26 protein-coding genes and 1 tRNA gene are annotated in these 26,628 nt (G+C 61.7%); 11 read left to right on the forward strand and 16 right to left on the reverse strand.

Going from position 1 to position 26,628, the window contains the following annotated elements; genetic code table 11:
• The first annotated feature begins 71 nt into the window (after positions 1-71).
• From ABWU19_RS09405 to ABWU19_RS09440, 8 genes are all read left to right on the forward strand, one after another.
• Complete coding sequence (locus ABWU19_RS09405; protein WP_435901446.1) at positions 72-1,025, forward strand: pseudouridine synthase; 954 nt, start codon at positions 72-74, stop codon at positions 1,023-1,025.
• Positions 931-1,461, forward strand: a complete 531-nt coding sequence (gene hpt / locus ABWU19_RS09410; protein ID WP_435901447.1) for a hypoxanthine phosphoribosyltransferase — start codon at positions 931-933, stop codon at positions 1,459-1,461. Before ABWU19_RS09405 ends, hpt begins: the two co-directional genes overlap by 95 nt.
• A gap of 150 nt (positions 1,462-1,611) precedes the next feature.
• A complete protein-coding gene (locus ABWU19_RS09415; protein ID WP_435901448.1) occupies positions 1,612-2,289 on the forward strand; it encodes a queuosine precursor transporter in 678 nt (225 codons plus the stop codon).
• A gap of 297 nt (positions 2,290-2,586) precedes the next feature.
• Positions 2,587-4,029 carry an FAD-linked oxidase C-terminal domain-containing protein gene (locus ABWU19_RS09420; protein WP_435901449.1) on the forward strand — a complete coding sequence of 481 codons (1,443 nt, stop codon included), beginning with the start codon at positions 2,587-2,589 and terminating at the stop codon, positions 4,027-4,029.
• Positions 4,030-4,065: 36 nt separating this feature from the next.
• Positions 4,066-5,151, forward strand: coding sequence for an FAD-binding protein (locus ABWU19_RS09425; protein ID WP_435901450.1), 1,086 nt, complete (start codon positions 4,066-4,068; stop codon positions 5,149-5,151).
• Positions 5,152-5,159: 8 nt separating this feature from the next.
• Complete coding sequence (gene glcF / locus ABWU19_RS09430; protein WP_435901451.1) at positions 5,160-6,437, forward strand: glycolate oxidase subunit GlcF; 1,278 nt, start codon at positions 5,160-5,162, stop codon at positions 6,435-6,437.
• Positions 6,438-6,545: 108 nt separating this feature from the next.
• A complete protein-coding gene (locus ABWU19_RS09435; RefSeq protein WP_435901452.1) occupies positions 6,546-7,805 on the forward strand; it encodes a glycerate kinase type-2 family protein in 1,260 nt (419 codons plus the stop codon).
• Between the two features lie 160 nt (positions 7,806-7,965).
• A complete protein-coding gene (locus tag ABWU19_RS09440; RefSeq protein WP_435901453.1) occupies positions 7,966-8,658 on the forward strand; it encodes an alpha/beta hydrolase in 693 nt (230 codons plus the stop codon).
• 54 nt (positions 8,659-8,712) lie between these two features.
• On the opposite strand, the gene ABWU19_RS09445 is transcribed toward ABWU19_RS09440, so the two are convergent.
• From ABWU19_RS09445 to ABWU19_RS09490, 10 genes are all read right to left on the reverse strand, one after another.
• Positions 8,713-9,381, reverse strand: coding sequence for an RNA-binding protein (locus tag ABWU19_RS09445; RefSeq protein WP_435901454.1), 669 nt, complete (start codon positions 9,379-9,381; stop codon positions 8,713-8,715).
• Positions 9,382-9,518: 137 nt separating this feature from the next.
• A complete protein-coding gene (locus ABWU19_RS09450) occupies positions 9,519-11,192 on the reverse strand; it encodes an ABC transporter ATP-binding protein (RefSeq protein ID WP_435901455.1) in 1,674 nt (557 codons plus the stop codon).
• Between the two features lie 212 nt (positions 11,193-11,404).
• Entirely contained in the window at positions 11,405-12,607 is a 1,203-nt protein-coding gene (locus ABWU19_RS09455; protein WP_435901456.1) for a sugar synthetase, read from the reverse strand.
• A gap of 17 nt (positions 12,608-12,624) precedes the next feature.
• Entirely contained in the window at positions 12,625-13,401 is a 777-nt protein-coding gene (lpxA, locus tag ABWU19_RS09460) for an acyl-ACP--UDP-N-acetylglucosamine O-acyltransferase (protein WP_435901465.1), read from the reverse strand.
• An 8-nt stretch (positions 13,402-13,409) separates the two neighbouring features.
• A complete protein-coding gene (fabZ, locus tag ABWU19_RS09465) occupies positions 13,410-13,850 on the reverse strand; it encodes a 3-hydroxyacyl-ACP dehydratase FabZ (protein WP_435901457.1) in 441 nt (146 codons plus the stop codon).
• 67 nt (positions 13,851-13,917) lie between these two features.
• Entirely contained in the window at positions 13,918-14,880 is a 963-nt protein-coding gene (locus ABWU19_RS09470; RefSeq protein ID WP_435901458.1) for a Gfo/Idh/MocA family protein, read from the reverse strand.
• 380 nt (positions 14,881-15,260) lie between these two features.
• Positions 15,261-16,013 (reverse strand): UDP-3-O-acyl-N-acetylglucosamine deacetylase, encoded by a 753-nt coding sequence (gene lpxC, locus ABWU19_RS09475; protein WP_435901459.1) that lies wholly within the window; start codon positions 16,011-16,013, stop codon positions 15,261-15,263.
• Positions 16,014-16,031: 18 nt separating this feature from the next.
• A complete protein-coding gene (locus ABWU19_RS09480) occupies positions 16,032-17,024 on the reverse strand; it encodes a UDP-3-O-(3-hydroxymyristoyl)glucosamine N-acyltransferase (protein WP_435901460.1) in 993 nt (330 codons plus the stop codon).
• A 248-nt stretch (positions 17,025-17,272) separates the two neighbouring features.
• Positions 17,273-18,319: a rod shape-determining protein gene (locus ABWU19_RS09485; RefSeq protein WP_027877240.1), complete on the reverse strand. Its 1,047-nt coding sequence runs from the start codon at positions 18,317-18,319 to the stop codon at positions 17,273-17,275.
• Positions 18,320-18,528: 209 nt separating this feature from the next.
• A tRNA-Val gene (locus ABWU19_RS09490) sits at positions 18,529-18,603 on the reverse strand.
• 99 nt (positions 18,604-18,702) lie between these two features.
• On the opposite strand from ABWU19_RS09490, the gene argB reads away from it, so the two are divergent.
• Together argB and ABWU19_RS09500 are read left to right on the forward strand one after the other, a co-directional pair.
• Positions 18,703-19,452: an acetylglutamate kinase gene (gene argB, locus ABWU19_RS09495; RefSeq protein ID WP_435901461.1), complete on the forward strand. Its 750-nt coding sequence runs from the start codon at positions 18,703-18,705 to the stop codon at positions 19,450-19,452.
• A gap of 31 nt (positions 19,453-19,483) precedes the next feature.
• Positions 19,484-20,512 (forward strand): zinc-binding dehydrogenase, encoded by a 1,029-nt coding sequence (locus ABWU19_RS09500; protein WP_435901462.1) that lies wholly within the window; start codon positions 19,484-19,486, stop codon positions 20,510-20,512.
• A 101-nt stretch (positions 20,513-20,613) separates the two neighbouring features.
• On the opposite strand, the gene ABWU19_RS09505 is transcribed toward ABWU19_RS09500, so the two are convergent.
• Positions 20,614-20,808, reverse strand: coding sequence for a hypothetical protein (locus tag ABWU19_RS09505; protein ID WP_333660001.1), 195 nt, complete (start codon positions 20,806-20,808; stop codon positions 20,614-20,616).
• Between the two features lie 189 nt (positions 20,809-20,997).
• Between ABWU19_RS09505 and ABWU19_RS09510 the strand changes: the two genes are divergently transcribed.
• The gene (locus tag ABWU19_RS09510) at positions 20,998-21,570 is read left to right on the forward strand and encodes a LabA-like NYN domain-containing protein (protein WP_027877236.1); all 573 of its coding nucleotides are present in this window, start codon (positions 20,998-21,000) and stop codon (positions 21,568-21,570) included.
• A gap of 45 nt (positions 21,571-21,615) precedes the next feature.
• Here ABWU19_RS09510 and ABWU19_RS09515 read toward each other — a convergent pair whose 3' ends face one another.
• The 5 genes from ABWU19_RS09515 to ABWU19_RS09535 form a co-directional block, all read right to left on the reverse strand.
• On the reverse strand, positions 21,616-21,903 hold the full coding sequence (locus ABWU19_RS09515) for a hypothetical protein (RefSeq protein ID WP_027877235.1): 288 nt from the start codon (positions 21,901-21,903) through the stop codon (positions 21,616-21,618).
• A gap of 243 nt (positions 21,904-22,146) precedes the next feature.
• A complete protein-coding gene (locus ABWU19_RS09520; protein WP_027877234.1) occupies positions 22,147-23,274 on the reverse strand; it encodes an ABC transporter permease in 1,128 nt (375 codons plus the stop codon).
• Positions 23,275-23,482: 208 nt separating this feature from the next.
• Positions 23,483-23,920: a 3D domain-containing protein gene (locus tag ABWU19_RS09525; RefSeq protein WP_314136483.1), complete on the reverse strand. Its 438-nt coding sequence runs from the start codon at positions 23,918-23,920 to the stop codon at positions 23,483-23,485.
• Between the two features lie 364 nt (positions 23,921-24,284).
• A complete protein-coding gene (locus ABWU19_RS09530; RefSeq protein WP_435901463.1) occupies positions 24,285-25,883 on the reverse strand; it encodes a DAK2 domain-containing protein in 1,599 nt (532 codons plus the stop codon).
• A gap of 32 nt (positions 25,884-25,915) precedes the next feature.
• Complete coding sequence (locus tag ABWU19_RS09535; protein WP_435901464.1) at positions 25,916-26,257, reverse strand: Asp23/Gls24 family envelope stress response protein; 342 nt, start codon at positions 26,255-26,257, stop codon at positions 25,916-25,918.
• Between the last annotated feature and the right edge of the window lie 371 nt (positions 26,258-26,628).

Genomic DNA, 26,628 nt, shown 5'->3' on the forward strand with positions numbered 1-26,628 from the left:
TCTTTGCCCACAACTTCAAGCGTCTGGCCAGCGTTTTGTAGGTAGCAACTTGGGTTAATACTATGGTGGGTATGCGTTTACAGCAATTTTTAGCCCGCGCTGGAATTACCAGCCGCCGCAAAGCAGAAGACCTGATTCGTGCAGGAAGAGTAACCATCAACCAGCAGGTTGCCACAATCGGTGCGGTCGTGCAGCCGGGCGACATCGTGCGGCTGGACGGCGAGCGGGTACGTATGCCCCAAAAAAGTGTGGTCATTGCCCTGCACAAACCCAAGGGCTACACCACCACGCACGAGGACGAGCACGCCGAAAAGCTCGTTTATGAGCTGGTTCCCAAACACCCCGGCCTGCATGCGGTAGGGCGGTTAGACAAAGACACCGAGGGGTTGTTGCTCCTGACCACCGACGGCCACCTCACCCAACACCTCACCCATCCGCGCAACCAGGTGCCCAAGCTCTACCGGGCCTGGTGCAAAAACGGCAGGGTCAGCAAGGAAGCCTGTCAGCAACTGGTGCAGGGGGTCATGCTGGGGGATGGGCTGGCCAGGGCCCTCGAGGCCCGTCCGGTCAAAGATGGGGTCAAGCTGGTTTTGAGCGAGGGGCGCAAGCGCGAAGTGCGCCGCATGCTGGGCAAGCTGGGGTACCCGGTTGAGCGCCTGGTACGGCTGGCGGTGGGGCCAATCGAGCTGGGCGACCTCGAGGCCGGCGAGTGGCGCTACCTTACCCCGGAAGAAATTAAGCTGCTGTACACCAGCACCGCCCTGCCCAGGTTGCGCAAGCCTCCCCAAGCCCCGAGGCCCGAAGCCGTCGCCGTAAAAACCGCATCTGCGGGCAAGTCTAAGGCCGCCTCGAGCCAAGCACCCCTGCCCAAAAGAGCAAAGACACCCGAGGCAGATGTACGGGTCAATAAGAGTACCGTAGAATCGAGCAGTGAGCGTCTTTCGTCCCGGAAACGGCAAAGTACAAATCAGCCAAGCCCAAATCGCCGCCCGCATACGCGAGATGGGCGAACAGATAAAACTTGATTACCAGGGTCAGGAGCCCCATCTGGTCTGCGTGCTCAACGGTGCTTTCATCTTCATGGCCGACCTGGTACGGGCCATCGACATGCCGCTAACCATGGACTTCCTGGCGGTCTCGTCCTATGGCGATGCCCAGAAAACCAGCGGTGAGGTGGAGCTGCTAAAGGACCTGCGCATGCCCATTGCGGGCCGCCAGGTAATTGTTGTCGAAGACATCGTGGATACTGGCATCACCATCAACTACCTGCTGCGTATGCTGGAAGCCCGTCAACCCGCCTCGCTCAAAATTGCCGCCCTGCTTTCCAAGCCCTCCAGGCGGCAGGTTCAGGTTCCCATCCACTACCTGGGCTTCGAAATTGAGGATGCTTTCGTGTACGGCTACGGCCTCGACCGCAGCCAGTTTGACCGCAACCTGCCCTTCATCACCTCGCAGGCCTAAAAGCAGCTGTGGCGCTGTGAGCTTGCAGGAGCCCCAAAGTGCTAGCAAACTCAATCAACCTGCTGCGGCCCTGCCCCTAAAGTCGACCCACATAACGGTTCTCAAAGCCCCTAGTACCGGATTCAAAAAGATAGTCTTCAAATGCAAACTATGAAAAGCTATCGCTACATTGACATCATCACAGCCCTGTTCGTAGGGGTGCTGGTGGTTTCCAACATCGCCTCGACCAAGGTGGTGCTCCTGGGCCCTTTTACCTTTGATGGTGGTACGGTGTTGTTTCCGCTGGCCTACATTTTTGGCGACGTGCTCACCGAGGTGTACGGCTATAAGCGAAGCCGCCGGGTGATCTGGATTGGCTTCTTTTTGCTGCTGCTGTCTGCGCTCACCTTTGGTCTGGTGGGGGCCTTACCCACACCCACCGACGAGTTTAGCCAAAAAACCGCCGAGGCATTTTCCACCATCCTGGGCCTGGTTCCCCGCATTGTGCTGGCCAGCCTGGTGGCCTACTGGGTGGGGGAGTTCGCCAACAGCTATATCCTGGCCCGGCTCAAAGTGGCTACCCAGGGGCGCTTTTTGGCCCTGCGTACCATAGCTTCCACCCTGGTAGGGCAGGGGCTGGATACCGCCATTTTTCTGCTGGTGGCCTTCTATGGTGTTTGGGACAACAACCTGCTCTGGACGGTATTTGTCTCGAACTACATTTTTAAGGTCGGCCTCGAGGTGCTCCTGACCCCCGTTACCTACGGCGTAGTTGGCTTTTTGAAGCGAAGCGAAAAGGAAGACTACTACGACCGCGACACCCGCTTCAATCCGTTTTTGCTGCGTTAGGGCCCCTCCATCGGACAAGTTTGGCCTTCATTGCGGTTGCCGCAATGGCCCGGCACGGTTCGGCAAAAATAGGCTTTTCGAGGTCTGGCTCGAGCCAGACCTCTTTTTATCGGGCCCTATAGCCGAGGCATGGGAGATGGTATTTTTTACCTGTAAAAAATAGTTTTATATATTGACAAAACCTCAGAATAAGGCTAGCTTCAAAGCACAGCAGGGGGCATAGGTGAAAACTGTAGCCAGCAATACCCACAACCTTCTCGAGCCAGCGTGGAGCAGAACTCACCCTAGGGGATGCCCATGAACCCAGGTTTGCAGGAGTTAACGCGCCTCTTCCCGCCCAGCCGCTTGCTCTATAGGCCGGGCGAACTCGCACCCTACGAGTCCGACGCCCTCACGGCCTTTAGGGCCCGGCCCCTGGCGGTGGTGCTGCCCGAGAGCCACGACGAAGTGGTGGCGGCGGTGCGCTTTTGTGCCCAGCACCAGGTGCCTTACGTGGCCCGGGGCTCCGGTACCAGCCTTTCGGGGGGCTCGCTGCCCATCGAAGGGGGGCTTTTGATCGGGCTCAACCGCATGAACAAACTCTTGCGGCTCGAGCCCAAAGAGCGCATTGCGGTGGTGCAACCGGGTTATATCAACCTGCAGGTCTCCCAGGCCGCTGCGCCTTACGGCCTCTACTACGCCCCCGACCCCTCCTCCCAGCCGGTCTCGACCATCGGGGGGAACCTGGCCTTCAACTCCGGGGGGGCCCACTGCCTCAAGTACGGCATGACCTCCAACCACGTGCTGGCGGCCAAGGTGGTGCTGCCCGACGGCGAGACGGTGGAGCTGGGCAGCGAAAGCCTGGAAAACACCGGCCCCGACTGGCTGGGCTTGTTTGTGGGCAGCGAGGGGCTCTTGGGCATCGCCACCGAGATCACCCTGCGCCTGCTGCCCAAGCCCGAGACCTACCACACCGTGCTGGCGGCCTACGACTCGCTGGCCAAAGCTGGCGATGCGGTGGCGGCGGTGGTGGCCTCGGGGCTTTTGCCAGGCGCCATGGAGATTATGGACTCGCTGGCCATCGAAGCCGCCGAGGCCGCAGTCCGGGCAGGCTACCCCAAAGAGGCCCGCGCGCTGTTGATTGTGGAGCTCGAGGGCGAAATTCCCCAGGTCGAAGCCGAGGCCCGCCACCTCGACGAGGTCATCCGAGGCTCGGGGGCCTACGAGGTGCGGGTGGCCCAGGGTGCGGAGGAGCGCATGAAGATCTGGAAAGGGCGCAAAGCCGCCTTCTCGGCGGTGGGGCGGCTCTCGCCGGACTACATCGTGCAGGACGGGGTGGTTCCCCGCTCCAGGCTGGGCCAGGCCCTGCAGGAGATCGAGCGGCTCTCGGAGCGCTATGGCCTGCGGGTAGCCAACGTATTTCATGCGGGCGACGGCAACCTGCACCCCCTGATCCTGTACAACGGGCGGGTGGCAGGCGAGCTCGAGCGGGCCGAGGAACTGGCCGGGGAGATTCTGCGCCTGTGCGTGGCGCTGGGCGGCTCCATCACCGGCGAGCACGGGGTGGGCATGGAGAAAAAAGCCTATATGGCCGAGATGTTCTCCGAGACCGACCTGGCCGCCATGCAGCGCATCCGCCGGGCCCTCGACCCCCTCGAGCTATCGAACCGGGGCAAGATGTTCCCTGGAGGCGAAGCCCCCGCGCTCAAGCATGCCGGGGCGCATCCCCTGGAAAAAGCTGGGGTGATCTCGCGTGAGTAGGTTTTTTTGCTGTGGCATCTGGGTAGGGGGTAAAAAATGACCGCCAATGCGCTCTACCCCACCAGCCCCGCCGAGGTGCAGGAAGCCGTGCGCAGCCACCCTCGAGTTCTGCCCCGGGGGGGTGGGAGCAAACCGGCGCTCTCCACACCCGGCGAGGGCCAGGCCGTGCTAGATCTGAGCGGCCTGTCGGGGGTGCTGGAGTATGACCCGGGCGAGTACGTGCTGGTGGCCAAAGCCGGAACCCGGCTGGCCGAAGTGGAACAACTGCTGGCGCAAAACGGGCAGTACCTGCCCTTCGACCCCCCTTTGGTCGAGCAGGGGGCCACCCTGGGGGGCACGGTAGCGGCGGGGCTTTCTGGCCCCCTGCGCCAGCGCTACGGCGGGGTGCGCGACTTTATCCTGGGGGTGCAGTTTGTGGACGGCGAGGGCAACCTGGTACGGGGGGGCGGCAAGGTGGTCAAGAATGCCGCCGGGTTCGACCTGCCTAAGCTGATGGTGGGCAGCCTGGGGCGGCTGGGCATCCTGACTGAGCTGGCCTTCAAGGTTTTTCCCTTCCCCAAAGCCACCGCCACCCTGCGGGTCACCTTTCCTGGGCTGGAAGCGGCCCTGGAAGCCCTCTACAAGCTGGCGGGTTCGCCCATCGAACTCTACGCCCTCGACCTCGAGCCCCCCGCCACCCTCACCCTGCGCCTGGGCGGCCTGCCCGAGGCCCTGTCGGCCCGGCTGGAACGGCTCCAATCCTTTTTAAGCAGAAACGGCGAAGTCCTGCAGGGCGATACTGAAACCCAGTACTGGCGCCACCTGAACCACCTGAACCTGGGCGAAGGCGGCCTGGTCAAGGTTGCGCTCGCGGCCCGGCAGATCCCCGCCCTGGAAAAAGCACTGGGCGGCGCTCCCAGGCGCTATATGAGCGCCGGCAACCTGCTGTACCTGGCCTGGAACGATACCTTCGACCGGTTGGATGCCCTGCTCCGCTCTCAAAACCTGTCGGGCCTGGTTCTGAAGGGCGCTACGCCGCGGCCCCAGATTGGAATAGACTTGGCACACGCGCTGGGTCGCAAAGTGACCGTAGCCTTAGACCCTCAGGGCCGCTTCAGCCCAGATTTACCCCAGTCCTCCTAGGAAAGCGTATGCAGCACAAGATAGACGTCGAACAACTCGGCCCCCAGGGGCAGATCATGGCCCACGCCATCGAGGCCTGCGTGCACTGCGGCTTCTGCCTGCCAGCCTGCCCCACCTATCAGGTTCTGGGCGAGGAGATGGACTCCCCCAGGGGGCGCATCTTCCTGATGAAGGAGGTGCTGGAAGGCAGCCTGCAACTAGAGGAAGCCCAGCCCTACCTGGACAAGTGCCTGGGCTGCCAGGGCTGCGTCACGGCCTGCCCCAGCGGGGTTCCCTACGGTGAACTCATCTCCACCTACCGGGGCTGGAGCGAGCCCAAGCGCCACCGCTCCCCCTTCCAGAAGCTCTTTCGCATGGCTATCCAGGAGACCCTCCCCTACCCCTCCCGTTTCCGCGCCGCGGCCCGGCTGGGCCAGCTGGGCAAGCTCCTGAAGCCCCTCCTGCCGCCTTTGCTCAAGGCTCCGCTCGAGCTCCTCCCCGATGGGTTGCCCAGGCAGGAACCCCTGCCCGCGGTGGTTCCAGCAGAAGGCCAGCGGCGGGCCCGGGTGGCCTTTCTGGCCGGCTGTGCCCAGCAGGTTTTGCAGCCCAATTTCAACCGCGCCACCCTGCGGGTACTGGCCCAGAATGGCGTCGAGGTGGTGATCCCCCCAGGCCAAAGCTGCTGCGGCGCCCTGGCCATGCACACCGGCGAACGCTCGCGGGCCTTGCAGTTTGCCCGCAACAACCTCAAAGCTTTTGCCGGCGATTACGAGGCCATCCTCACCAATGCCGCCGGCTGTGGCTCGGGCCTCAAGGAGTACCCCCTGCTCTTCCAGGGCGAAGCTGAAGAGGCCCAGGCCCGCCAACTCGCGGCTAAAGTCAAGGACGTCTCGGTCTTTTTGGTCGAGCTGGGCCTGAAGGAAGTGCCCCCGCTGCAACAGCCCCTCAAGGTGGCCTACCACGACGCCTGCCACCTGGCCCACGCCCAGCAGGTACGGGCCGAGCCGCGCCAACTGCTACAAAGCATCCCCGGCCTCGAGCTCCTGGAGATTCCCGAGGGGGAGCTGTGCTGCGGCTCGGCGGGCACCTATAACCTCGAGCAGCCCCAAATTGCCGCCACCCTGGGCGAACGCAAAGCCCGCCACATCCTGGCTACCGGGGCCGAGCTGGTGGTTACTGGCAACATCGGCTGCTTTACCCAGATCCAAAGCCACCTGCGTAAGTTGGGGCGGGAAATTCCGGTGCTGCACACCCTCGAGCTGCTCGAGCGGGCCTACGCCGGTAAACCCATCCTGCCAGAGCGGTAAAATCGCGTTGAACATCGAAGGCTACCCGCCGCGCACCCCTCGACCTCTAGCGGCCTTAACCCTGTGGTGATAGGCTTTGTCGCGGCCATTCCGGATAGAATGCCACCTATGCGCGAGCTGCTCGTCGCCAGCTTCCAGCACGCCCTGGCGCAAACCCACCCCGCCCGCCTCACCGCAGCGCACCTGCCGCAAGAAACGCCCGCGCTTATCGTTTCGGTGGGAAAAGCGGCCATGAGCATGCTGGCCGCCGCCCGAGAGCGGTTTCCCCAGGTTCCCTTCATAGCGGTGCCCAAGGCCGAGGAAGGCCGCATCTGGCCTCAAGCAGATGGGGGCCAGATCATACCGGCCAGCCACCCTGTACCCGACAAGCAGAGCGTGGTAGCCGCAAAAAAAGTCCTGCAAGCCGTCAGCCGCCTCAAAGCCGACGAGTTGCTGCTGCTTTTGGTCTCGGGGGGTGGCAGCGCGCTCTTGTGTGCACCCTGGGGCATTGACCTACCCACCAAACGAGCCCTGACCCAGGCGCTTTTGCGCTCGGGGGCCGATATCCAGGAGATCAACGCGGTACGCAAGCACCTCTCTGGGATCAAGGGCGGGCGGCTGGCGGCAGCCACCCCGGCCCGTATTCTGGCCCTGTACCTTTCCGACGTACCGGGCGATGACCTCTCGGTGATTGCCTCGGGGCCCACCGTGCCCGATGAGACCACCTTTGCCGAGGCCCTGGCGGTGCTCGACAAGTATGGCCTGGACTTCCCCCAGGTGCGCGCGCACCTGATCGAGGGAAGCACAGGCGCCCTGGCCGAATCGCCCAAGCCGGGCGAGGCCCTCTTCCAGCGGGTGGAAAACCGGCTTATAGGCAGCAACCAGGTTCTGCTCGAGGCCGCCCAGCGCTTCTGGCAGGCCCAGGGGTATAGAGCGGTCATCCTCTCCGACCGCTTCCAGGGCGAGGCCCGCGAGCTGGCCCGCTTCCATGCCGGCCTGGTGCAGAGCATCCGCGCCCACGCCCAGCCCTTCCGCCCTCCGGTGGTGCTGCTCTCCGGCGGCGAGGCCAGCGTGACGGTGCGCGGGTCGGGCCAAGGGGGGCGCAACCAGGAGTTTCTGGGCTGGCTGGCTTTCTATCTGCGCCAGGAGGGCCTCTGGGCCCTGGCCGCCGACTCCGATGGCATAGATGGGAACACCAAGGCGGCTGGAGCTATCCTGCGGCCCGACACCTGGCAGAAGGCCCACCAGATGGGCCTGGATATCAAAGCTTTGCTACAAAACAACAATGCCCACGGGTTTTTCCAGGCCCTGGGAGATTTGCTCATCACTGGTGAGACCGCCAACAATCTCAACGACTTTCGGGTGCTGGTGGTGGACAACAAAGGCTAAAGACTCCTGCAAGCGGCCCAGGCCAGCAATCTGTGATGAATCAGGCCCTAACACGGGCTTCAGGTCAAAGCTGAGCGGGGTTGAGCCCTCCCTGTGGCTTTGGAGAGGGGTCTGGCGAAACCGTGTGCAGAGCCTGCATACGGTATGCTAAGGCTGGCTCATGTCAAACGTTCTGGTTCTACACGGTTTTACCTCTCACCCTATCCTGACCATGGGGCCCCTACCCGAAACGCTGCGCAAAGCCGGGTTCAAGGTGGCCCAGCCCACCCTTCCCGGCCACGGCACCCGGCCCGAAGACCTGCGGGGCGTGCGCTGGCAGGATTGGCTCCAGACCGCCCGCGAAGCTTATCTGGCGCTACCCGAACCCAGGGCCGTGGTAGGGCTCTCGATGGGGGGGTTGCTGGCGGGCTGGCTGGCCGCCGAACACAAAACCGCCGCCCTGGTAGCCCTGGCCCCCGCCCTGGGCTTCAAGAACCGGATGGCCTACCTGGCCCCCCTGCTGCACCCCATCAAACCCTGGGCCCACAGCACCGACCCTGCCGAAGAAGCCCGGCGGCGAGCCAAAAGCCCCAACTACCCCAACTTTCCCACCTCGGCCCTGTCACAGTTAATTGCGCTCCAGCAACGTCTGCCCGAGCTGCTGCCGCGGGTCTGGGCCCCGGCTTTAGTGCTCGAGGCCGCCCACGACGACTCCGTGCCCAAAGCCGCAGTGCAGCGCTATTTTGACCTCATCGGCGGCCCCCACAAGGAGTACCGCATCTACCCAAGCCAGCACGATATGCTTCTAGACCCGCTGGCCCAGCAGATATCCGACGACATCACCACCTGGCTACAAGAGAAGCTCGCAACCTAGAAGTGGCACAAGTGGTCTTCAGAGAAAATTGAACAATGACGGTGGTAACAAACGCTACCCAGACCGCTGAACCTCGAGCTCCAGCTTCACGTTGCCCCGCTTGGTCTGGCCCAGCACTTTTTTGACCATCAGGCTGCCCAGCCCTTCGGCCAGCAGGTGGTCACCCTCGGTTATTTCGTCCCTGGCAGAGGCGGTTTTGCCCCGCAGCCTGACCTTGCCGGCCTTGACCCCCTGGGCAAAATAGGTGCGCGAAACCCCAAAGCCCTTGGCCCCCACCACGTCTACCCGCAAGCTGGGCACCACCACGCTGCGGGTGCGTTCCCGCGCTTTGGGCAGCTGCTCAGGGGCAGCTTCCTGGGCCTGGATTCCCAATTCTTGTAGGGTTTTGAGTCCTTTGGGCAGGGTAGCCAGTAAAAAGCCTTCTCGGGTCTCTTCAATATCGCCCAGCAGTTCTGGCTTTAGTGCTGCGCGCAGTTTGTCCTCGAGCGCCTCCAGATCCCCCTCAAAGGCCAGGAACACCACCAGGGTGGGGTCGGCCACCGCGGGGATGTGCTCGGGGAACAGCACCGCCACCTGCCTCGAGGCCAGCGGCAGGCCCCCAAAGGCCTCGAGGCGGATGCCTTCCTGCTTAGCCAGGCGGCGCAGCTCCTCCAGCGCATCAGCTTCCAAAAAGGGGGTCTGCACCACCCGGCCCCCTCGAGCTTTTTTCAGGTATTCCTGCATAAGCCTCCCACAGCAGCGCAAAAAAATGTTCTTTATCTTCTTCTTTTTGCCAGACCCGCAAGCCAGCAGGCCGGTTTTGAGTAGCACAAAACAGCGGGCGGCTACGCCAGGGCCAATTCTAGCAGCCGACGGCCCACCTACCCCTGCCACAGCCCCGCGTAAACCCCACCCAGGGCCATCAGCTCGGCGTGGCGGCCCACCTCCACAATCCGACCCCCCTCCATCACCACAATCTGGTCGGCCTGCTGCACGGTGGTGAGGCGATGGGCCACCACAATCACCGTGCGGCCCGCTCGAGCGGCCTCGAGGGCGGCCATCACCTGCCCCTCGCTGCTGCGGTCCAGGGCGCTGGTAATTTCGTCGAGCAAAAGCACCCGGGCCTCGCGCAACAGCGCCGCCGCAATAGCCAACCGCTGCCGCTGCCCCACCGAAAGCCCCCCACCATCGTCTTCCAGCAGGGTTGAGAGGCCTATCTCGGCCTGCAAGCCCACCGTCGCCAGGGCTTTTAGCATGGCCTCCGGGGTGGCTTCGGGGGCCAAAGCAGCCAGGTTTTCCTGCACGGTTCCGGCAAACAACAAAGGTTCCTGGGGTACCCAGGCCAGGCGGGAACGCAGCCAGTGGGCGTCGTAGCTTTGCAGGTCGCGCCCATCCAGCAAAACCTGCCCTTCACTGGGGCGGTACAGGCCCAGAAGCAGGCGCAGCAGGGTGCTCTTGCCTGCACCCGAGGGGCCCACAATGGCTGTGAATGAACCCGGTTTTATGCGCAGGTTAAGGTCTTGCAGGGTGGCCGGGCTACCGGGGTAGGCAAAGCTAAGCTGGCGCAGCTCGAGCTCCCCTGCCAGGGCCTGGGGTTGGAGCTGGCCCATGACAGGGGCCTGGGGCAGCTTTAGCAGCTCCATCAGGCGGGCTGCTGCCCCTTCGGCCTGGGCAAACCCAGTGCCAATGCGGCTCAGCACCTGGAGGGGGGTGATGGCCAGGGCCAATAGGCTCAGAAAGGCCGTCAGGTCGCCTGGCGTCATCTGCCCACGCTCTACCGCGCCCACCCCCAAAAAAAGCAGCAAACCCAGAATGGAGGTGGTGGCGAGTTGTCCTAAAGGCAGGTTCAAAGCGGCTATCAGGCTGCGGGTGCGCCCCAACCGGTATTGTTGCTGGTTGCTGCGGCGAAAGCGCTCGCGCATAAAGCCTTCCAGGTGCAGCGCCCGAATTAACTCCAGGCGCGCAAAACCTTCGGCCATGCGGCTGGCCAGCCGCTCCAGGGCGGCCTGGGTTCGGCGGCTGTAATGGGTAACCCAGGTTCCAATCCAGCCCAGCAGCAAAGCCATCGGCGGCAGTATGAGCAGCAGGTAAAGGGTGAGCTGGGTGTAGTGCAGCAGAAGCTGCCAGAGCAGGGCCAGGAGCAACACGCCCTGCATCAGAAGCCCCCCCAGGCTATAAAACAAAAAGCCCTCGAGCTCTTTCAAATCGCCCACCAGCCGCCCGGTCAGCCCGCCGGAAGAGGGCGGAAGGGCCATCAGGTCGGTCTGCAGCAGGCGCTCGAACACCCGCTCCCGCCAGACCGCCGGAATTTTGACCGAGATATAGCCCATAAAGGCTTCCAGCGCATACCCGCTCACCACCAGCAACAACAGCAGCCCAGCCCCGGCCCAGAGCACCTGGCCCAGGCGCTCAAACTCTCCGGAAAGCACCTGGTCGAAAAGGGGCTTGACCACCCGCCCCGGCAACCAGGCCTGGGCAAGGGCAGGCAGCACCGCCAACCCAGCAGCCAGCAGGATTTGCGACCAGAAGGGACGTAGAAGTTGGAGGAGGTTCATAGGGTTAGAAGAGGTGTCCTTGGTTCGTTCTTTTGGCTGAGGCCCCACCTGAAGCACTGGCAGGAGCAGCCTACAAATCTGGGAGGTTGTGGCCTGCTCTAAACGGAGCGCTTCCGGTAGGGTTCATATTAAGCAGTGCGGGCACAAGGGAAATCTGGAGCTAAGTATGCCCCAGCCAAGGCTACCCCTACGGGCAACGAAACGGCAGGGCCTTACCCGCTGTGCTCCAGCACATACCCCACCAGATTATCAGCGCCGGGCAGGGCTTCCAGGCGTTGCAGCTTGGCCCGCACCTCCTGGGTTCGCTCGGGCGTGAGGAGCTCGAGGCCCATAGCAGCCACCTCAGCAGGGCCAAAAACCCCACGCATTTCGGGGAAAACCCGTTCGCCCAACCACTGGTTGGGCAGGGCCAGGTGGGGTATGCGCGCAACCGTGCGCCCGACAAAATTCTGCTTGAGGGTTCTGGCCCCCGGTAAACTCAAAAGCCAGTGCCAGATGCCCTCAAGCGGCAGCATCTCCGGCTTGTGCAAGGGCAAAAGCACCAGCGAAGGCAGGCCGGCCAGGGCCAGCTCGAGGGTATTGGTGCCCGGAATGGTGATGGCCAGGGAGGCCCGGCGCATGGCCCAGTAGCGCTGGGGCTCGTCCAGTACGGCCACCTCGAGGCCATGCTGGGTTCTCAAACACCCCCCTGCCCAGCCTGCGCTCACCCCGCCTATATCTTTCACCAGCCTACCCTCCAGCGCCTCGGCCACCACCGCTTCCGGCAGCAGACGGCTGCGCACCCAGGCAAACCTGAGTTCAGGCCGCCGAGCAGCCATCTGCTCGGCGGCCGCCAGCAAAAATCCCAGCAGGTAGCGAGCGGCAAAGGGGCGACTACCCGCAAACAGCAGCACATCGGCCTCGGGGGCAGGCTGCACGGGCGATTCCTTCAGGGCGTCCACCACCAGATTTCCCACCACCGCTATGCGGGCCGGGTCTACCCCTCGAGCCTGCATGGCCGCTTTGGTGCGCGCGGAATCCACCAGCACCGCTCGCAGACCAGGGTGGTGGGCCCTGGCGTCGAAGGTGTAGGAAAAAGCGGGGTAGCCCGTGGCCCGGCCCAGCAAAACCGCATCGCGGGGCGCACCCCCCAGCATTAACACCATGCCCCGCCCCCTGGATTTGCGTCCCAGCAGCCTGCGGGCCAGCTCTGCCCGGCCCGAAAGGGCATCCAGCCAGAGCCCTTTGGCCTTGGCCTGCTCGGTTCCGGCAGCAAACTGGTCGCGAATCAAGAACAGCTCGATACGGGCCTCCGGCATTTCTTGCCGTAGGCGCGAGAGCACCGGCGGTACCCAGGTCGAAAGCTCGCCGGGGCCGTTGGTCAGGAGCAAAATTTCGTCCAGCATCTTGCCTTGGTGCAGCTTATTCGGTGGCATAGGCGTGGCCTTTGGCCTTATCCTTCAAAGCCCGGCTCACCCCGCACAAAGCCCGAGAGCTGACGCCGGGAAGGAGCAGCCAGGAAGGCTTTGAGCGTCTGCACTTCCTCGGTATCGGGCAGGGCCTCGAGGGGGCGGCCTTCGCGCACAGCCCGGAAGGCTTGCTCGAGCGCCCGGTAGCGCTCGCCAGTGATGCCCGCCCGGCGCAACCCCACCGTGTTGAGGCGGTAGTGCAGGGCCGGGCTGCCTTCGGCCAGGGTAAAGGGCAGGACGTCCCGGGTGGGCTTGGAGAGGGCCCCTATCATGGCCCGGGTTCCAATCCGCACGAACTGGTGGATGCCGGCCAGCCCCCCTATCACCGCGTAGTCGCCAATCTCGACGTGTCCCGCTACCGCTACCCCCTGGGTCAGAATGACCCCATTGCCCACCTGGGCGTCATGGCCCACGTGAACGTGGCCCATCAGGTAGCAGCTCGAGCCGATGCGGGTGGGTTGTTCTTCACGGGTAGAGCGGTGCAGGATCACCCCTTCGCGCAACACCGTGTTTTCACCGACCTCGAGCCAGGTCTCCTGTCCCCTGAAGCTCAGGTCTTGCGGCTCACCCCCCAGCACCGCGTGCGGCCCCACCTTGACCCCCGCCAATAGCCGCACAAATGGGTGAATCACCGCATGGGCCCCTAGTTCTACGCCAGGGCCAATCTCACAGGGGCCCTCGATTACCGCGTAAGGCCCCACCTTAACATCGGAAGCCAGGTGGGCCCTGGGCGAAATCACTGCCGTTGGGTGGATGGTCATCCGGCTCACTAGACCGCCCCTCCCGTCTCAGAACGCAGCACAAAGGTTAAGGTGGCCTCGGCCCGCAGCTCGCCTTCTACGCGGGCTTCAACCCTGACTTTTCCCAACCCCCGCCGATACGCCAGCAATTCCCCCTCCAGAATAAGCGTATCGCCCGGAACCACCGGCTTTTTGAAGCGGGCCTCTTCAACCCCTACCAAAAAAACCAGCCCCCCTGGCTTGTACTCTGGTTGCTGGGTTACCACCGCCACCGAGCCCTGGGCCATGGCCTCAATCAGCAGCACCCCCGGCATTATGGGGTAGCCAGGAAAATGCCCCTGGAAGTGGGGCTCGTTGAAGGTTACGTTCTTTAAGGCCCGAAAACGTTTCTCGTCGACTTCCAGAACCCGGTCGATCAGCAAAAAAGGATAGCGGTGGGGCAAAAGCTTCAGGATTTGATAAATGTCCACGGCTTAATACTAAAGGGTCGGAGGTTGGAGACCAGGGCCGGGCAAACCCAGCGGTGGCTTTCTGGCGCTAGCGGGCCATCACCGGCTGTAGGGCACGGGAAAGTTCGAGGGCCAGCTCGAGGGCTTGCAGGTCGTCCTCGAGGGTTGTCAGTGAGGGTTCCCCCTTCTGAATTCGATCCACAAAATGTTTGAGCTGGCGACGCAGGGGGTTGTCGTTGTGAATGGCAATGCGCTCGGTCTGCACCTGGGTGCGCCCGTTGGGCTCGGCCCGGTCGGGGTCGGGTTGCACAGGGGGCGAGCGGTGCAACGAAAGCTCGGTGTACTCGCTGTTGAAGTCCAGGCGCAACACTTCACCGGGCTGGGTAATGGTCAGCGAACGCTCGGCCTGGGGCGAAATTCGGCTGGCAGTAAAAAGCGCCCGGGCTCCCGAAGGAAAATCCACCACTGCCTGGGCGTACTCGTCCAGCCCCTCCACCTGCCGACCCACCACACTGTAGTGCAGAGGCTTTTCTCGCAAAAGCAGCAGCACCAGATCCAGGTCGTGAATCATCAGGTCGAGCACCACCCCGATGTCGCGTATCCGGCGGTTGTTGCCTATGCGGCGGGCCTCGAGCACCCAGGGGGTCTTGACCATGCTCATCAGGTCATTTACGGCCCGGTAAAAGCGCACAATGTGCCCTACCTGCAAAACAACCCCGCGTTTTTCAGCCAGGCGCACCAGCTCCTTCGCCTCTTGCATGGTGCGGGTCATGGGCTTTTCCAGAAGCACATGTACCCCAGCCTCCAAAAACATGCGGGCCTGTTCGTAGTGTAGCGAGGTAGGCGAGGCAATCGAGACCGCCTGAACCCTACCAAGCAACTCCACCGGACTGGCAAAGGCCGGTACTTCTAAATCCTGCTCAATAGCGGCCTGGCGAAAAGGGTCTGGATCGGCCACCCCTACCAGTCGAACCCCTGGCAACCCTGCATATACCTGAGCGTGGTACGTCCCCATTACACCAACACCCACAACGCCAACATTTAGCTCCATAGAATCCTCGTGACGTGATGCAAAAGCCCAGCTTCCCAAGCAGGATGATACACTTAACCCCCATTTACAACCACTTTTCGCCCGCTTTGTCTTTAGCAAAGGCTCAGGAAAATCACAGGCTGCTGGGGTGACACCCCTCACTTTTGAGGCCGTACAGGACTTTGCCAGGTGGGCTTGCAGCAAAGATCGCCACAGCACCTTCAAAACAGGACGCCACCACAGAGACGGCATGACCTCGAGGTGTCTTTATCGCACGCTTCACAGGCGCGGCCTCCCATCCGGGAGGCCACCGTGCTGTACAGGACAAAGCAATCAAGTTGTGAGCAGCTCAATATTTGTGAAGAGCGCTCTAACCCCTAGAAACGCTTCTGTTGAGGGCCTTAGCCTTGAAGCAGCTTTGCCAGCTCCACATGCAGCCGGTGCGAGGCCCGGTGGGCTACAAACTGGCCCCGGTAGGGCCGACCAGCCAGGTACAAATCGCCCAGAAAATCCAGAGCCTTGTGCCACACAGGTTCGTGCAGCATTCGGGGGGTATTAACAAAGCTATACTCACTAAACACCAGGGCGTTCTCCAGAGAAGCCCCTTTGATCAGCCCGCGGGCCTGCAGCTGTTCTACCTCGTGCAAAAAGCCGAAGGTTCGGGCTGCAGCCAGTTCTTCCAGCGGCGTCGGGGGGCACTGCACCTGCTGGTAGCCAATCCTGGGATGGGGGAAAAGTACAGTTGCGGTAAGGGAAAACTGCTCACCCGGCTGGGCCAGCACGCTGCTGCGCCCTTCCTCCACCCGGATGGCTCCATTAAGCGGCACAGGTTGGGGGCCAAGCGCCGGAAAACCCGCTAAGGCCGCCAGCCACTCCCTGGCGCTGCCATCCAGAATGGGTATCTCCGAACCGGTTATCTCGACCACCAGGCCTTCCCAAATTCCCCGAATAAATAGCGCTGCCAGCAGGTGTTCAACCGTCATCAGACGCAGGTTTTGCTGGCCCAAAACCGTGCAACGGGTGGTATCAACCACCGTCGAGGCCAGGGGGCGAAACTCGAGCTTCCCCACCCTAAAACGCACCGGCCCCTCGGCTGGATGAAACCGTACCGTACTGAATTCACCGCTGTGAAGACCAATTCCACGTATCGTCATAAGGCTTCAAAGAAATCTTTAACGCCCCTGGTTAAGCAGCTGCCGCAGGGTGCGCTCTACGCTGGCCAGCCAGTCCAGCAGCGCCAGCCGCCGCCAATGCTTTAGAGCAGGCTGGGCGGGAATCCCGCTGGCCCAGGTTTCCCCGGCGGGAACGTCTTTTGAGATGCTGCTACCGCCGGTAAGCCGGGCAGCCTGGCCCACCCGCACATGGTCCGCAATCACCACCCACCCCCCCATCAGCACCCCATCCTCCACCACCGCACTGCCCCCAATGGCGCTGCTGCCCACCATTACCACATCCTTGCCTATCTGGACGTTGTGTCCGATGTCGGTGAGGTCGCCGATTTTGCTGCGGGCCCCAATACGGGTCTCCCCCACCACGCTGCGCTGCACCACGCAATTGGCCCCCAGCTCGACCCCGTCCTCCAGCACCACCCGACCGGTGTGGGGCAGGCGCTGGTTATCCTGAAATCCAAATCCCACCACCCCCAGCACCGTGCCGGCCCCAATGTGGCAATCCGCCCCCAGACGGGTGCGTGGATAGAGCGTAACCCGGGGCTCGAGCACCGTCCGGGGACCAATTTCTGCTTCCTCGCCAATGTGGCAATAAGGCGCAACCACCGCCCCGGCTCCAACTCGAGCACCCCGGCGCACCAGCACGTAAGCCCCAATCGAGGCGGTAGGGTCTACCATGGCCCCAGCCTCGATGGTGGCCGTAGGGTGAACGCCAACGCTGGCCCAGGTCTCGGGCACGTCAAAAAGGGCCAGCACCAGCGGCCAGACCTTTTGCACCGACGGCACGCGAATTCGGCTGACCGCCGGGGGACACGCACTGGCTTCGTCTAGCAACAAGGCCGCCCCGCTGGCCAGCGCTGCCTGCAAAAACCGGGCCTCCCGAACCACCACCAGCTGGCCGGGCTGGGCCTGGTCGGGGGCAGCCAGACAGGAAACATCGGTGTCGGGGCCCTCGAGGCGACCTCCTAGGTGTTGGGCAATTTCAGAGAGCAGCATACCCAGCTAAACGTTCAGAACAGGCCCCCAATGGTTTCCCCTTAGCCAGTCCGATCATTTGCTTGGGCCGCCTGGAATGGCCGGAGTGGCGCCTGTCCAGCCGGTTTTGCACTGACCTAAATCGAACGCTTCGGGTGGGGTTCATGGATACCGCGTCTTTGATACCAGTTGAGCGCTGAAGCCTCCAGGGTTTAGCAAGCCCATTATGGCGCAGCCTGAACCTATGGCTTGGCCCTGTGCGCCCTCGACTACCGCTTCAATACGTTATCGGAAGTAACCAGGGCGTCTCGCAGTACGTGGAGCATGTCGAGGGCCTTGCCCGTCCCCAGGGCCACCGCCTCTACCGCGTTTTCGGCCACCACCACCGGAACCCCTGTCGCCTCCTGCAGAAGCAGGTCCAGGTTGCGCAGCAAGGCGCCCCCACCGGTAAGCAAAATGCCCCGGTCGATAATGTCGGCCACCAGTTCGGGTGGGGTAATCTCGAGCACACTCTTTACCCCCTGAACGATTTTCTCGAGGGGTTCTTTGAGGGCCTCTACCACATCATCAGTGGTCACCTCGATGCTCTTGGGCAGACCCGAAATCAGGTCGCGGCCCCGCACCTCGGCCACCATACCCTGCTCACCCGGCACATGTTTGGCGGCGCCAATTTTTATCTTGAGATCCTCGGCGGTGCGTTCTCCAATCAGCAGGTTGTACTTGTTGCGAATATACCGGATGATGGAATCGTCAAACTCGTTACCGGCTATACGCAGGCTGGTCGAACGCACAATTCCACCGAGCGAAATAACCGCAATGTCGCTGGAACCTCCCCCGATATCCACCACCATGCTGCCGGTCGGCTCGGCAATTTTGATACCCGCGCCAATGGCCGCGGCCAGGGGCTCGTCAATCAGATAGGCCCGCTTGGCGCCTGCCTCCACGATGGCTTGCACCACCGCCCGGCGCTCGACCTCGGTCACGCCAGAAGGCACACCCACCATCACCTGTGGCCGGAAAAAGCGCAAGGGCGGCAAGACTTTCTTGATAAACAGGGTGAGCATTCGCTCGGTCAGGGTATAGTCGGCGATTACGCCATCTTTTAGGGGACGCGCCGCCACAATGTTGCCAGGGGTACGCCCCAGCATCCGGTAAGCCTCGGCCCCTACTGCCTTGACCTCTTTGGTGTCGCTCACCATAGCGATAACCGAGGGCTCCCGCAGCACAATACCCTTGCCACGCACATAAATGAGCACCGAGGCGGTGCCCAAATCAATACCCACGTCTTCCCCGCGAAACGAAAATAACCCAGCCATAGCGCTTTATTGTACAGGTTTGCGAGAGAAGCACAAAGTGGGGCTTTTATTTTCTGTCCATAACAGTAAAATCTCCGCCCCAACCTCGAGCCCATGTGCACAGCATCACGCAGCCCCTACCCCTTTGGGGGTTGGCCCGATGGAAAGATTTTGGGGGTATAAAGCAAAAACCGGAGCCTTAGCGACTCCGGTTTTTCTCGTCCTGGACTTGGTGGGCGATGTAGGATTTGAACCTACGACCCCACGCGTGTGAAGCGTGTGCTCTCCCGCTGAGCTAATCGCCCAATTGTCTACTTGCTCACGCAAGCGCACTCAAAAGGGTAACATCCGCTTAGGGGCATGTCAAGCCGAGCAAAGGCCCCGCGCTGGGTATGATTGTCAATATGGAACAGGCTTTGCTGGTAAAAATCGGGGGTAGTCTCAAGGAGGCAGGAGAGCTGCTCGATGAGATAAGCACCTATCCCGGCCCCCTAGTGCTGGTACACGGGGGTGGCCCCCGAATTGCCGAGTGGTTGAACCGGATGGGCTTCGAAACCCATTTTCATCAGGGGTTGCGCATTACCCCGCCCGAACAGATGGAAGTGGTGGAGATGGTTCTCACCACCCTGGGCAAGCACCTTGCCGATGGGCTTTCTCGCCGTGGGCGGCTCAGCCTGGCCTTGACCGGAAGGGATGCAGAGCTGCTTCAGGCCCGTTTGTTAGACCCCATGCTGGGCCGGGTGGGCGAGGTAACCCAAGTCAACACTGGTACACTACAAAAGCTGCTGCAAGCTGGGCTCACCCCGCTGGTGGCCCCCATCGGCCTCGACGCCCAGGGCCCCCTCAACATCAACGCCGATACCGCCGCCGGAGCCATCGCCGGAGCGCTACACCTGCCGACCATCTTCCTGACCGATGTGGTGGGGGTGCTGCGCGACCCCAAAGACCCCTCGAGCCGCTTTCCACAGCTTAGCCAGTCACAGGTACAGGCTTTAATTCAAGAAGGCACGATCTCCGGTGGCATGATTCCAAAAGTCGAAGCAGCCCTGAACGCGCTGCGTAAAGGCGCCCCCTGGGCCACCGTCGCCAGGGGTGCCCGGGGCATCCTGCAAGGGGTTCTGGAGGGCACAGCAGGCACGCGGATTGTGGTTTGACGGCCACAGCATTAGATGGCACAATCGCCCCATGCGAGCAGTATGGATGGAGTCCAGGGGAGGCCCGGAGGTCTTGCGCTATGGCGAAATTGCCCCCCCAGCACTGGAAGCCGGGCAGGTGCGGGTTGCCGTGAAAGCGGTGGCGCTCAACCACCTCGATGTCTGGGTGCGCAAGGGCGTAGCCAGCCCCAGGCTTCCCCTACCCCACATTCTGGGGTGCGACATTGCTGGCGAGGTGGAGTCGGTAGGTGCTGGTGTTGGCGGTATAAAACCTGGGGATGCCGTGGTGGTGAACCCAGGGGTCTCGTGTGGTCGGTGCGAGCGCTGTCTGGGCGGGCAGGATAACCTCTGTCCTGAGTACCAGATTCTGGGTGAACACCGCTGGGGCGGGTATGCCGAGTTGGTCACGGTTCCTTCGGCCAACATCTTGCCCAAGCCAGCTGGGTTGGGCTGGCTCGAGGCCGCTTCGTTGCCCCTCACCTTCCTGACCGCCTGGCAGATGGTAGTGGACAAGCTACAGGTTCGGCCTGGCGAGGATGTGCTGGTTATGGCTGCGGGTTCGGGGGTCTCGGTAGCGGCCATTCAGATCGCCAAGCTGCACGGCGCACGGGTTATCGCCACGGCCAGCAACGAAGAAAAGCTGGCCAAAGCCAAAGCCCTGGGCGCAGATGAAGGGGTCAACTACAGCCAGCCCGACTGGCACAAAGAAGTTCGCAGGCTTACCGGAGGCAAAGGCGCCGACGCGGTGGTAGACCATACTGGAGCCCAGTACTGGGAGGGGGTCATTAAGGCCACCGCCTGGGGTGGGCGGATTAGCCTGGTAGGCGCCTCTTCGGGCTACGAGGCCACCACCCCGCTTTCGCACATCTTTTACCGTCAGCTCTCTATTTTTGGCTCCACTATGGCCTCCAAAAGCCGCCTCTTCCCTATCCTGAAGTTTGTTGAGGAGGGGCGATTATTGCCTGTGGTGGGGGCAACCCTGCCCCTCAGCCAGGCCGCCGAGGGACACCGCCTACTGGAAGCACGCAGCGTATTTGGCAAGGTGGTTTTGGAGGTTTAGAGGAGCACGGTTCAGGGCTAAGGTCAAGTTTTTTTCACAGTCTTGTACCCAGTTTGTGTAACGCTGGGCCGAGCCAAACGCTTGAGGTGCGTATTGCAAACTCACAGGCAGGCGGTCTGGTTTTTGTGGCTGTGTATGTAAATCAGCGCGGCCCGCACCGAATGGCGTGTTGCTTGCAGGGGTTTGCGGGGGTCGGGGTTTAGCAGATAGACTTCAACACCCTGCCACAGCAAGGCCTTGAAAAGCTCCTCTTTTGCGCGCCAGTCGCAGGCGGCCTGCACCTCGAGACCTGCCAAATCCGTTACGATGCTTGGAAATTGACAGGCAATATCGCATGATGTAAAGAGCAGAGCTAGGGGTGGCCCTGTCTGAATCACCAACGGTCGCTCGAGCGCACCGAGATAGTAGATTGGGCTGTCTAGATGTAGCATGCATCTAGCGTAGCGGATGGCCCCTCCGCAAACCAGGAAGCGAGACAAAAGACGATGAAGACGGCTTTGTTTATTGACGGCTCCTACATGTACGATGCGGCCAAGCGTTTGGGGTGGAACATTGACCACCGGAAGGCGATTGGGGTTTTTTCCAAACCCGAAGACCTCTACAACGCCTTCTACTATGCGCCCGTCACCGATAGCAACGATGAACGTCAGCAAAAATTCCTCGATGCGCTGGTGTTTATGGGCTACACCGTTCGCAGCCGCGAAACCCATGGCGACCCCCGCTTCGAGGCCATGATTGCCACCGACCTGCTCATTACCGCACCCCGCTGGGAGCGGGCTGTAGTAGCCAGCGGTTCGGGTGACCTGTCCCACACCCTTTCGGCCTTGCGGGCCCAGGGCAAGGAGATTCACCTGCTGGGCGTACCCGAACTCACCGACCTCGAGCTGCGCAACCAGAGCGACCGCTACTTAGACCTGCGCGAGCTGCAACCCCAGCTCGAGCGCACCGGAGGAGGGCGGCGCAGTTATCCCAGCAGCAGCGATGAAGGCTTCACCAGCGAGGAGCAAAGCAGCCTTGCCCAACGGCTGATGGACAACCTCGAGGACGAGCTACAGTAATCCTTCTCCCAGCGAATGCGCCCCTACCTCCAGGGTAGGGGTTTTTTATGTCCAATCGCGGATGGGAATCAGCTCGCCACCCTCCACCAGCTTGCGTTTAGGGCGGTAGGCGTGGTCGAACCAAATTTCCAGCACAGCCCGATCCAGATGCTGTGGCGACACGATAATCTTACGCACATAGTACCCTCCTTCGTCCGAGGCAGAAATCTCGTTGCCCTTGGTAAGCCGCAGTTCCACAATATCGCCATTGCGCGCTGTGCGAACCCGTACCCGGAAGGCCGTATCGCCCTCGCGCTGGAGGTGCTCATCAGGTTTGCGAAAAAAGCCAAACATACCCTTAGTCTAAGCGCCCATGCGGGCCTCGAGCCTGCTTGGCTTTGTGCTCTGGGGCCCTAGGCCAAAGCACCGGCGCTGGCCCATGTATCCAGCCGGTGTGAATACCCGCCTGAATCGTTCCGTTAGGGATTGCCAGAGCACCCTAGCTTTTCGAGCCGTTGCCACCCACGCTTCAGGCGGGGCCCCAAAGAAAGAACAAATCAAAAACATTTGAAAGTCTCAGGCGGGGTTGACATAACCTTAACGCAACACTTCACCTGGTTTGATGCGTAAAGCCCGCCAAAGCGGCAAAAGCGAAGCCAGCAGCACCACCAGCAAGCTCAGCAGCGAAACCCAGACAAAGTCTGAAGCCTTGATCTCCACCGGCAGGCGGGTGAGGAAATAAAGCTCACCCGGAATCTCTACAGGTCGCCAGGCAAAGTAGCTGGAGAGGCCAAAGCCCAGCAGGTTGCCCAAAGCGATACCCAGCGTGCCCAGCACCAAGCCCTGAAGCGCAAACACCCCCGCCACCTGATTGGCCCTGGCCCCCATTACCCGCAGCAGCGCAATGTCGGGGGTTTTCTCGATGACCGTAAGCACCAGTACGCTGGCCATACCCAAGGCCGCCACCACCACAATCAAAAAGACCACGATACCAATCACCCGTTTTTGCAGGGCCAGCTGTTCGATCAGGGTGCGGTTGCTGGACTGCCAGGTCTGGGGGAAGTAATGCCGCCCAGCCAGGGCCAGCCCCACCTGCGGGGCCTGCTCAGGGTCACGCAGGCGGAGTTGATAGCCCGAGAGGGCCGTGGGGGCTTCCATCAGTTCGCGGGCATCCTGCAGGGTGGTAAAGGCGAAGCCCGCATCGAGAAGGTAGTTGCCGGTCTGAAACGAGCCCACCACCCTTAGCTCGATGCGCTTCTGGTTGATGGAAACCAGAAAAAGCCTGTCGCCCGGGTAGGCCCCCAGGCTGCGGGCCAGGGCACTGCCCAGCACGATGCCACCGGGCTTTAGCTGCGATAGGTCGAGCTCGGGGTAGACTGCCTCTCCGCCGTCCCCCAGCCCAATCAGGGTGGCAAAGTCGGCCCCGGCGCTGCGGCCCGCCCCAGCCCGGCGGGTCAGGAGGGCCTTGGTCAGGAGCACCGGGGCCTGGCCCACTACCTGGGGGTGGGGGGGAGGTGGGGGGCTTTCCTCAGGGTTCAGGCTTTGCAGGTAGATGTGCGGCACGGCCTTAAGGGTGGCTTCAACCAGCCCCTTAATAAAGCCATTGGTAAGTGAAAGGGCAGTGGTAAGCACCATAATGCCCACCGCCACCCCCAGCAGGCTGATGAGGCTCTGGGTGCGGCGGTGACGCAGGTAGCGTGATGCAAGAAACCAGATGAACCGCATAGGGTTGGTGAGGGTCGGGCACCCTGCTGTTTTTGCAATGGATGCTTGCAGCTTCAAAGCATCCCCAGCTACTTCAGCAGCAGATGTGCTTTAGCGGTGCAACAATCCCAGCGCTACGCCCCCAGGCCCGACCATCTTACCTCGCCCTGCCTGAGGGGCGCCCACATCCGCGCTCACCCTTAGCGGCGTGCTCCGGGCAGGGTTGGCCTTACCCCCGGCCCCGCTGAATCACCGTGACCCGAACGTTGCGTACCCCAAAGCGAATGGCGGTATTCCGGTCGGGGAGCCAGACGTCGAGCCGCTCCCGCTTGCGGGGATGCATGGTGTCTTCTACAACAAAAACCCGATCCTTGAACAGGTAGTTGAAGCGGCCCTTGCCCTTGCCCCCGGTGGTGCCCAGATCCTCGAGCATCACTTTAGAACCATAGGGCAGTTCGCGCAGCATATCCCGGCTAACCGCGATGATGCCGATACGGGTGCGCGCACCCGTGGCAGTGATGAAGGGCGTGCTGTCGGTCTCTCGCACCGAAGAGGTGTAGGCCGTAGCCTTGAGGGTCATCACCCGGGGGGCCTGGGCCCAGCTTAATCCAAACACTGCAATCAGCAGGATCAGGATTGGAATTCGCAAATACAGTAACCATCTCATACACCTCGAGGTTAGGGGGTAGTTCTCAGGTTCTCTTAGAAAGAGGCGTTACGTCTCTCATTTAGCCGGGCCGTCTAGATGTGGTTTATTCGGGGAGTCTTTTATTTACTTGCTTAACAAGGCCTATTTGGCTCACTGTTTTATGAGTCCAACCTAAAGCACTCCTTTACATTTCTCATCTTTAAACATGACATCTGCCTGACAGGATTTGCGGCTCAAAATGTAGCATTTATGCCGTACTGCACGTGTTTTTCCAATCACAAATCAGTGGGGCTACATTACGTGTGGGGCATAGTCCGTAACGCCGGGATGCAAAAACTGTCCGGTTTGCACACCGGACAGCACCTATACCTGGGGTTTGGGCCTACTCCAGCACGGCAAGGTAGTCGTAGAGGTCAGGCCCACCCGGATGAACCTCGAGGCTAAGCTCGGGGAAAGCCTGAGAAACTCGAGCCGTCAGGGCATCCAGGGTTTCTTTGGTAAGGGTGGGGCCGTGGAAAATGGTGAGTATCTCGCGCTCATTTTCCTGAACCGCCAGGCTGACCAGATTAAATAAGGCATCCTCGGGGGTATCGGCTGCCAGTACCAGCTTGTCATCACGCAAGCCGATGGGCTGCCCCTCGGTCACGCTGACCCCACTTATCTCCACGCTCCGGCTGGCCCGGGTGACTTCCAGGGTGGCGGCTCGTCTAGAGGCCTCTTCCATCTCGGGCAGGAGCTCGCTCGAGGGCAGCTCAGGCTGGTACAGCACGCTGGCCGCCAGCCCCTGGCCCATGGTGCGGGTGGGTATGACGTGTACGGTCTTTCCCTCAGCCAGGCTGGCTGCTTGCTGGGCCGACATAATCACGTTGCTGTTGTTGGGCAGCACGATTACTTCGGGGTTGGGCAGGCTTCGAATGGCGTCCAGGATGTCCTGCACGCTGGGGTTGGCGGTCTGACCCCCGGCCACAACCCGCGCCCCAAAACCCCGGAAGGCTTTGACCAGCCCCCAGCCGTTGGCCACCACCACCAGACCGGTGGGGGGTGGCGCCTCGTCGACTGCCCCAGCCATGGAGAGGATCTCGGTGTGCTGCTGGGACATGTCCTCGACCTTGGTGCGGATCATCTTGCCGTAGCGGGCCACGCTGGCCAGCAGCCCGTCGGGGTCGTTGGTGTGGATGTGGCCCTTGACGTAGCCCTCGGCCCCCACCACCAGCAGTGAGTCGCCAAAGGACGAAACCGCTTCACGGATTTTCTCGATGGGTTCGGCCACACCCTCCATCAAAAACTCAGTGCAGTAGCCAAACTCTTCTTCCTCAAAGGCGGTCTGGGCATAGCGCTCAATTTTGGGCGGTTCGGGCAGGGGCAAGCCCTTGAGGTAACCCTCGAGCCCCTCGATAAAACGCAGCAGGCCCACCCCTCCGGCGTCTACCACCCCAGCTTGCTTGAGCACCGGCAGCAGCTCGGGGGTACGGTCGGAGGCCTCACGGCCTCTCAACAAAGCCCCCTGCAGAACCTCCTCGAGGCTGCCGGCTCCTTTCTCCAAAGCCTCCCGCGCGCCTTCAGCCACCCCACGCGAAACGGTCAGGATGGTGCCTTCTACAGGCTTCATCACCACCTTGTAGCCCATACGGGAGCCTTCCTCGAAAGCCTGGGCCAGCAAGGCAGGCGAAAGCATGGCCGCATCTTTAATGGTCTCGGCAAAGCCCTTGAGAATCTGGGAAGTGATGACCCCCGAGTTGCCCCTGGCACCCAGCAGCGAACCATAGCTGATGGCTCGAGCCACCTCACTCATTTTGCTGGTGTCGGCCAGGTCGAGCTCCCGTCGCACCGACTGTAGGGTGAGGTGCATGTTGGTGCCGGTATCGCCGTCGGGTACCGGATAAACGTTGAGCGCGTTCGCTTCTTCTACGTAGACCGCAAACCAATCGGTCGCATAACGAAAGGCCTGGGCCAGCTCGGCAGGCGAAAGGTTACTGGCCATGACGCACCCCCTGCCCTACTGCTTGTTGCCCCCTAGCCACGGCTCACCCCTACCACGTGGACACGCACGCTGGAAAGCTCAGCCCCGGCCAGGCTTTTGGCTGCCCAGCGCACCCGCTCCCCTATGCTATCCACCACTGTGGGTATGCGGGCCCTAAAGGCTATCACCACGTACAGGTCGGCCTGATACTTCCCGCTTGCGGCTGGGTCAGGCTTGACCACCACCCCTTCACTGGCCTCGCTGCGGCCCAGGACGCGACTAATTGACTCGCGGATGCCTGCAGGGCTCATGCCCAGCACACCCGGCACTTCATGCGCAGCCAGGCCCAAAATAGCGGCCAGCGCGCCTTCCGTTACGGTGATGTTTCCTTTCAAACCATGCCTCCAGATCTGCTCTCTTGCTTTCAACCCCAACCTTCTCTAGAGCCACAAAGGCCCCGTTGAGGTTGATTAGGTTCCCTATGGGGCAACTATAACTCACCCAAACCCAGTTTCCAAGTTTGTAAAGCACCTGCACCAGTGGCCGCCGGGTCGGCTCTGGCCTTTTGTGGGGCGTATATACCACCGTGCATCAGACGGGCTTCCCCAATTTATGGTAAAGAAATGCCTTTGATTTGTTCTTTTTACTGCCCCCCATCAAAAGCAGGGCCAGGAACTGCTCTAAGAGACTGTCTTAAAACTTTCCCAGACGATATAATCGAGCATGAATAGTCGAGCAAGCTGCTACCCAAGCGATCTTTCGGACA

It is taken from the genome of Meiothermus cerbereus, assembly GCF_051297115.1.
GTDB classification, from domain to species: Bacteria; Deinococcota; Deinococci; order Deinococcales; family Thermaceae; genus Meiothermus; species Meiothermus cerbereus_A.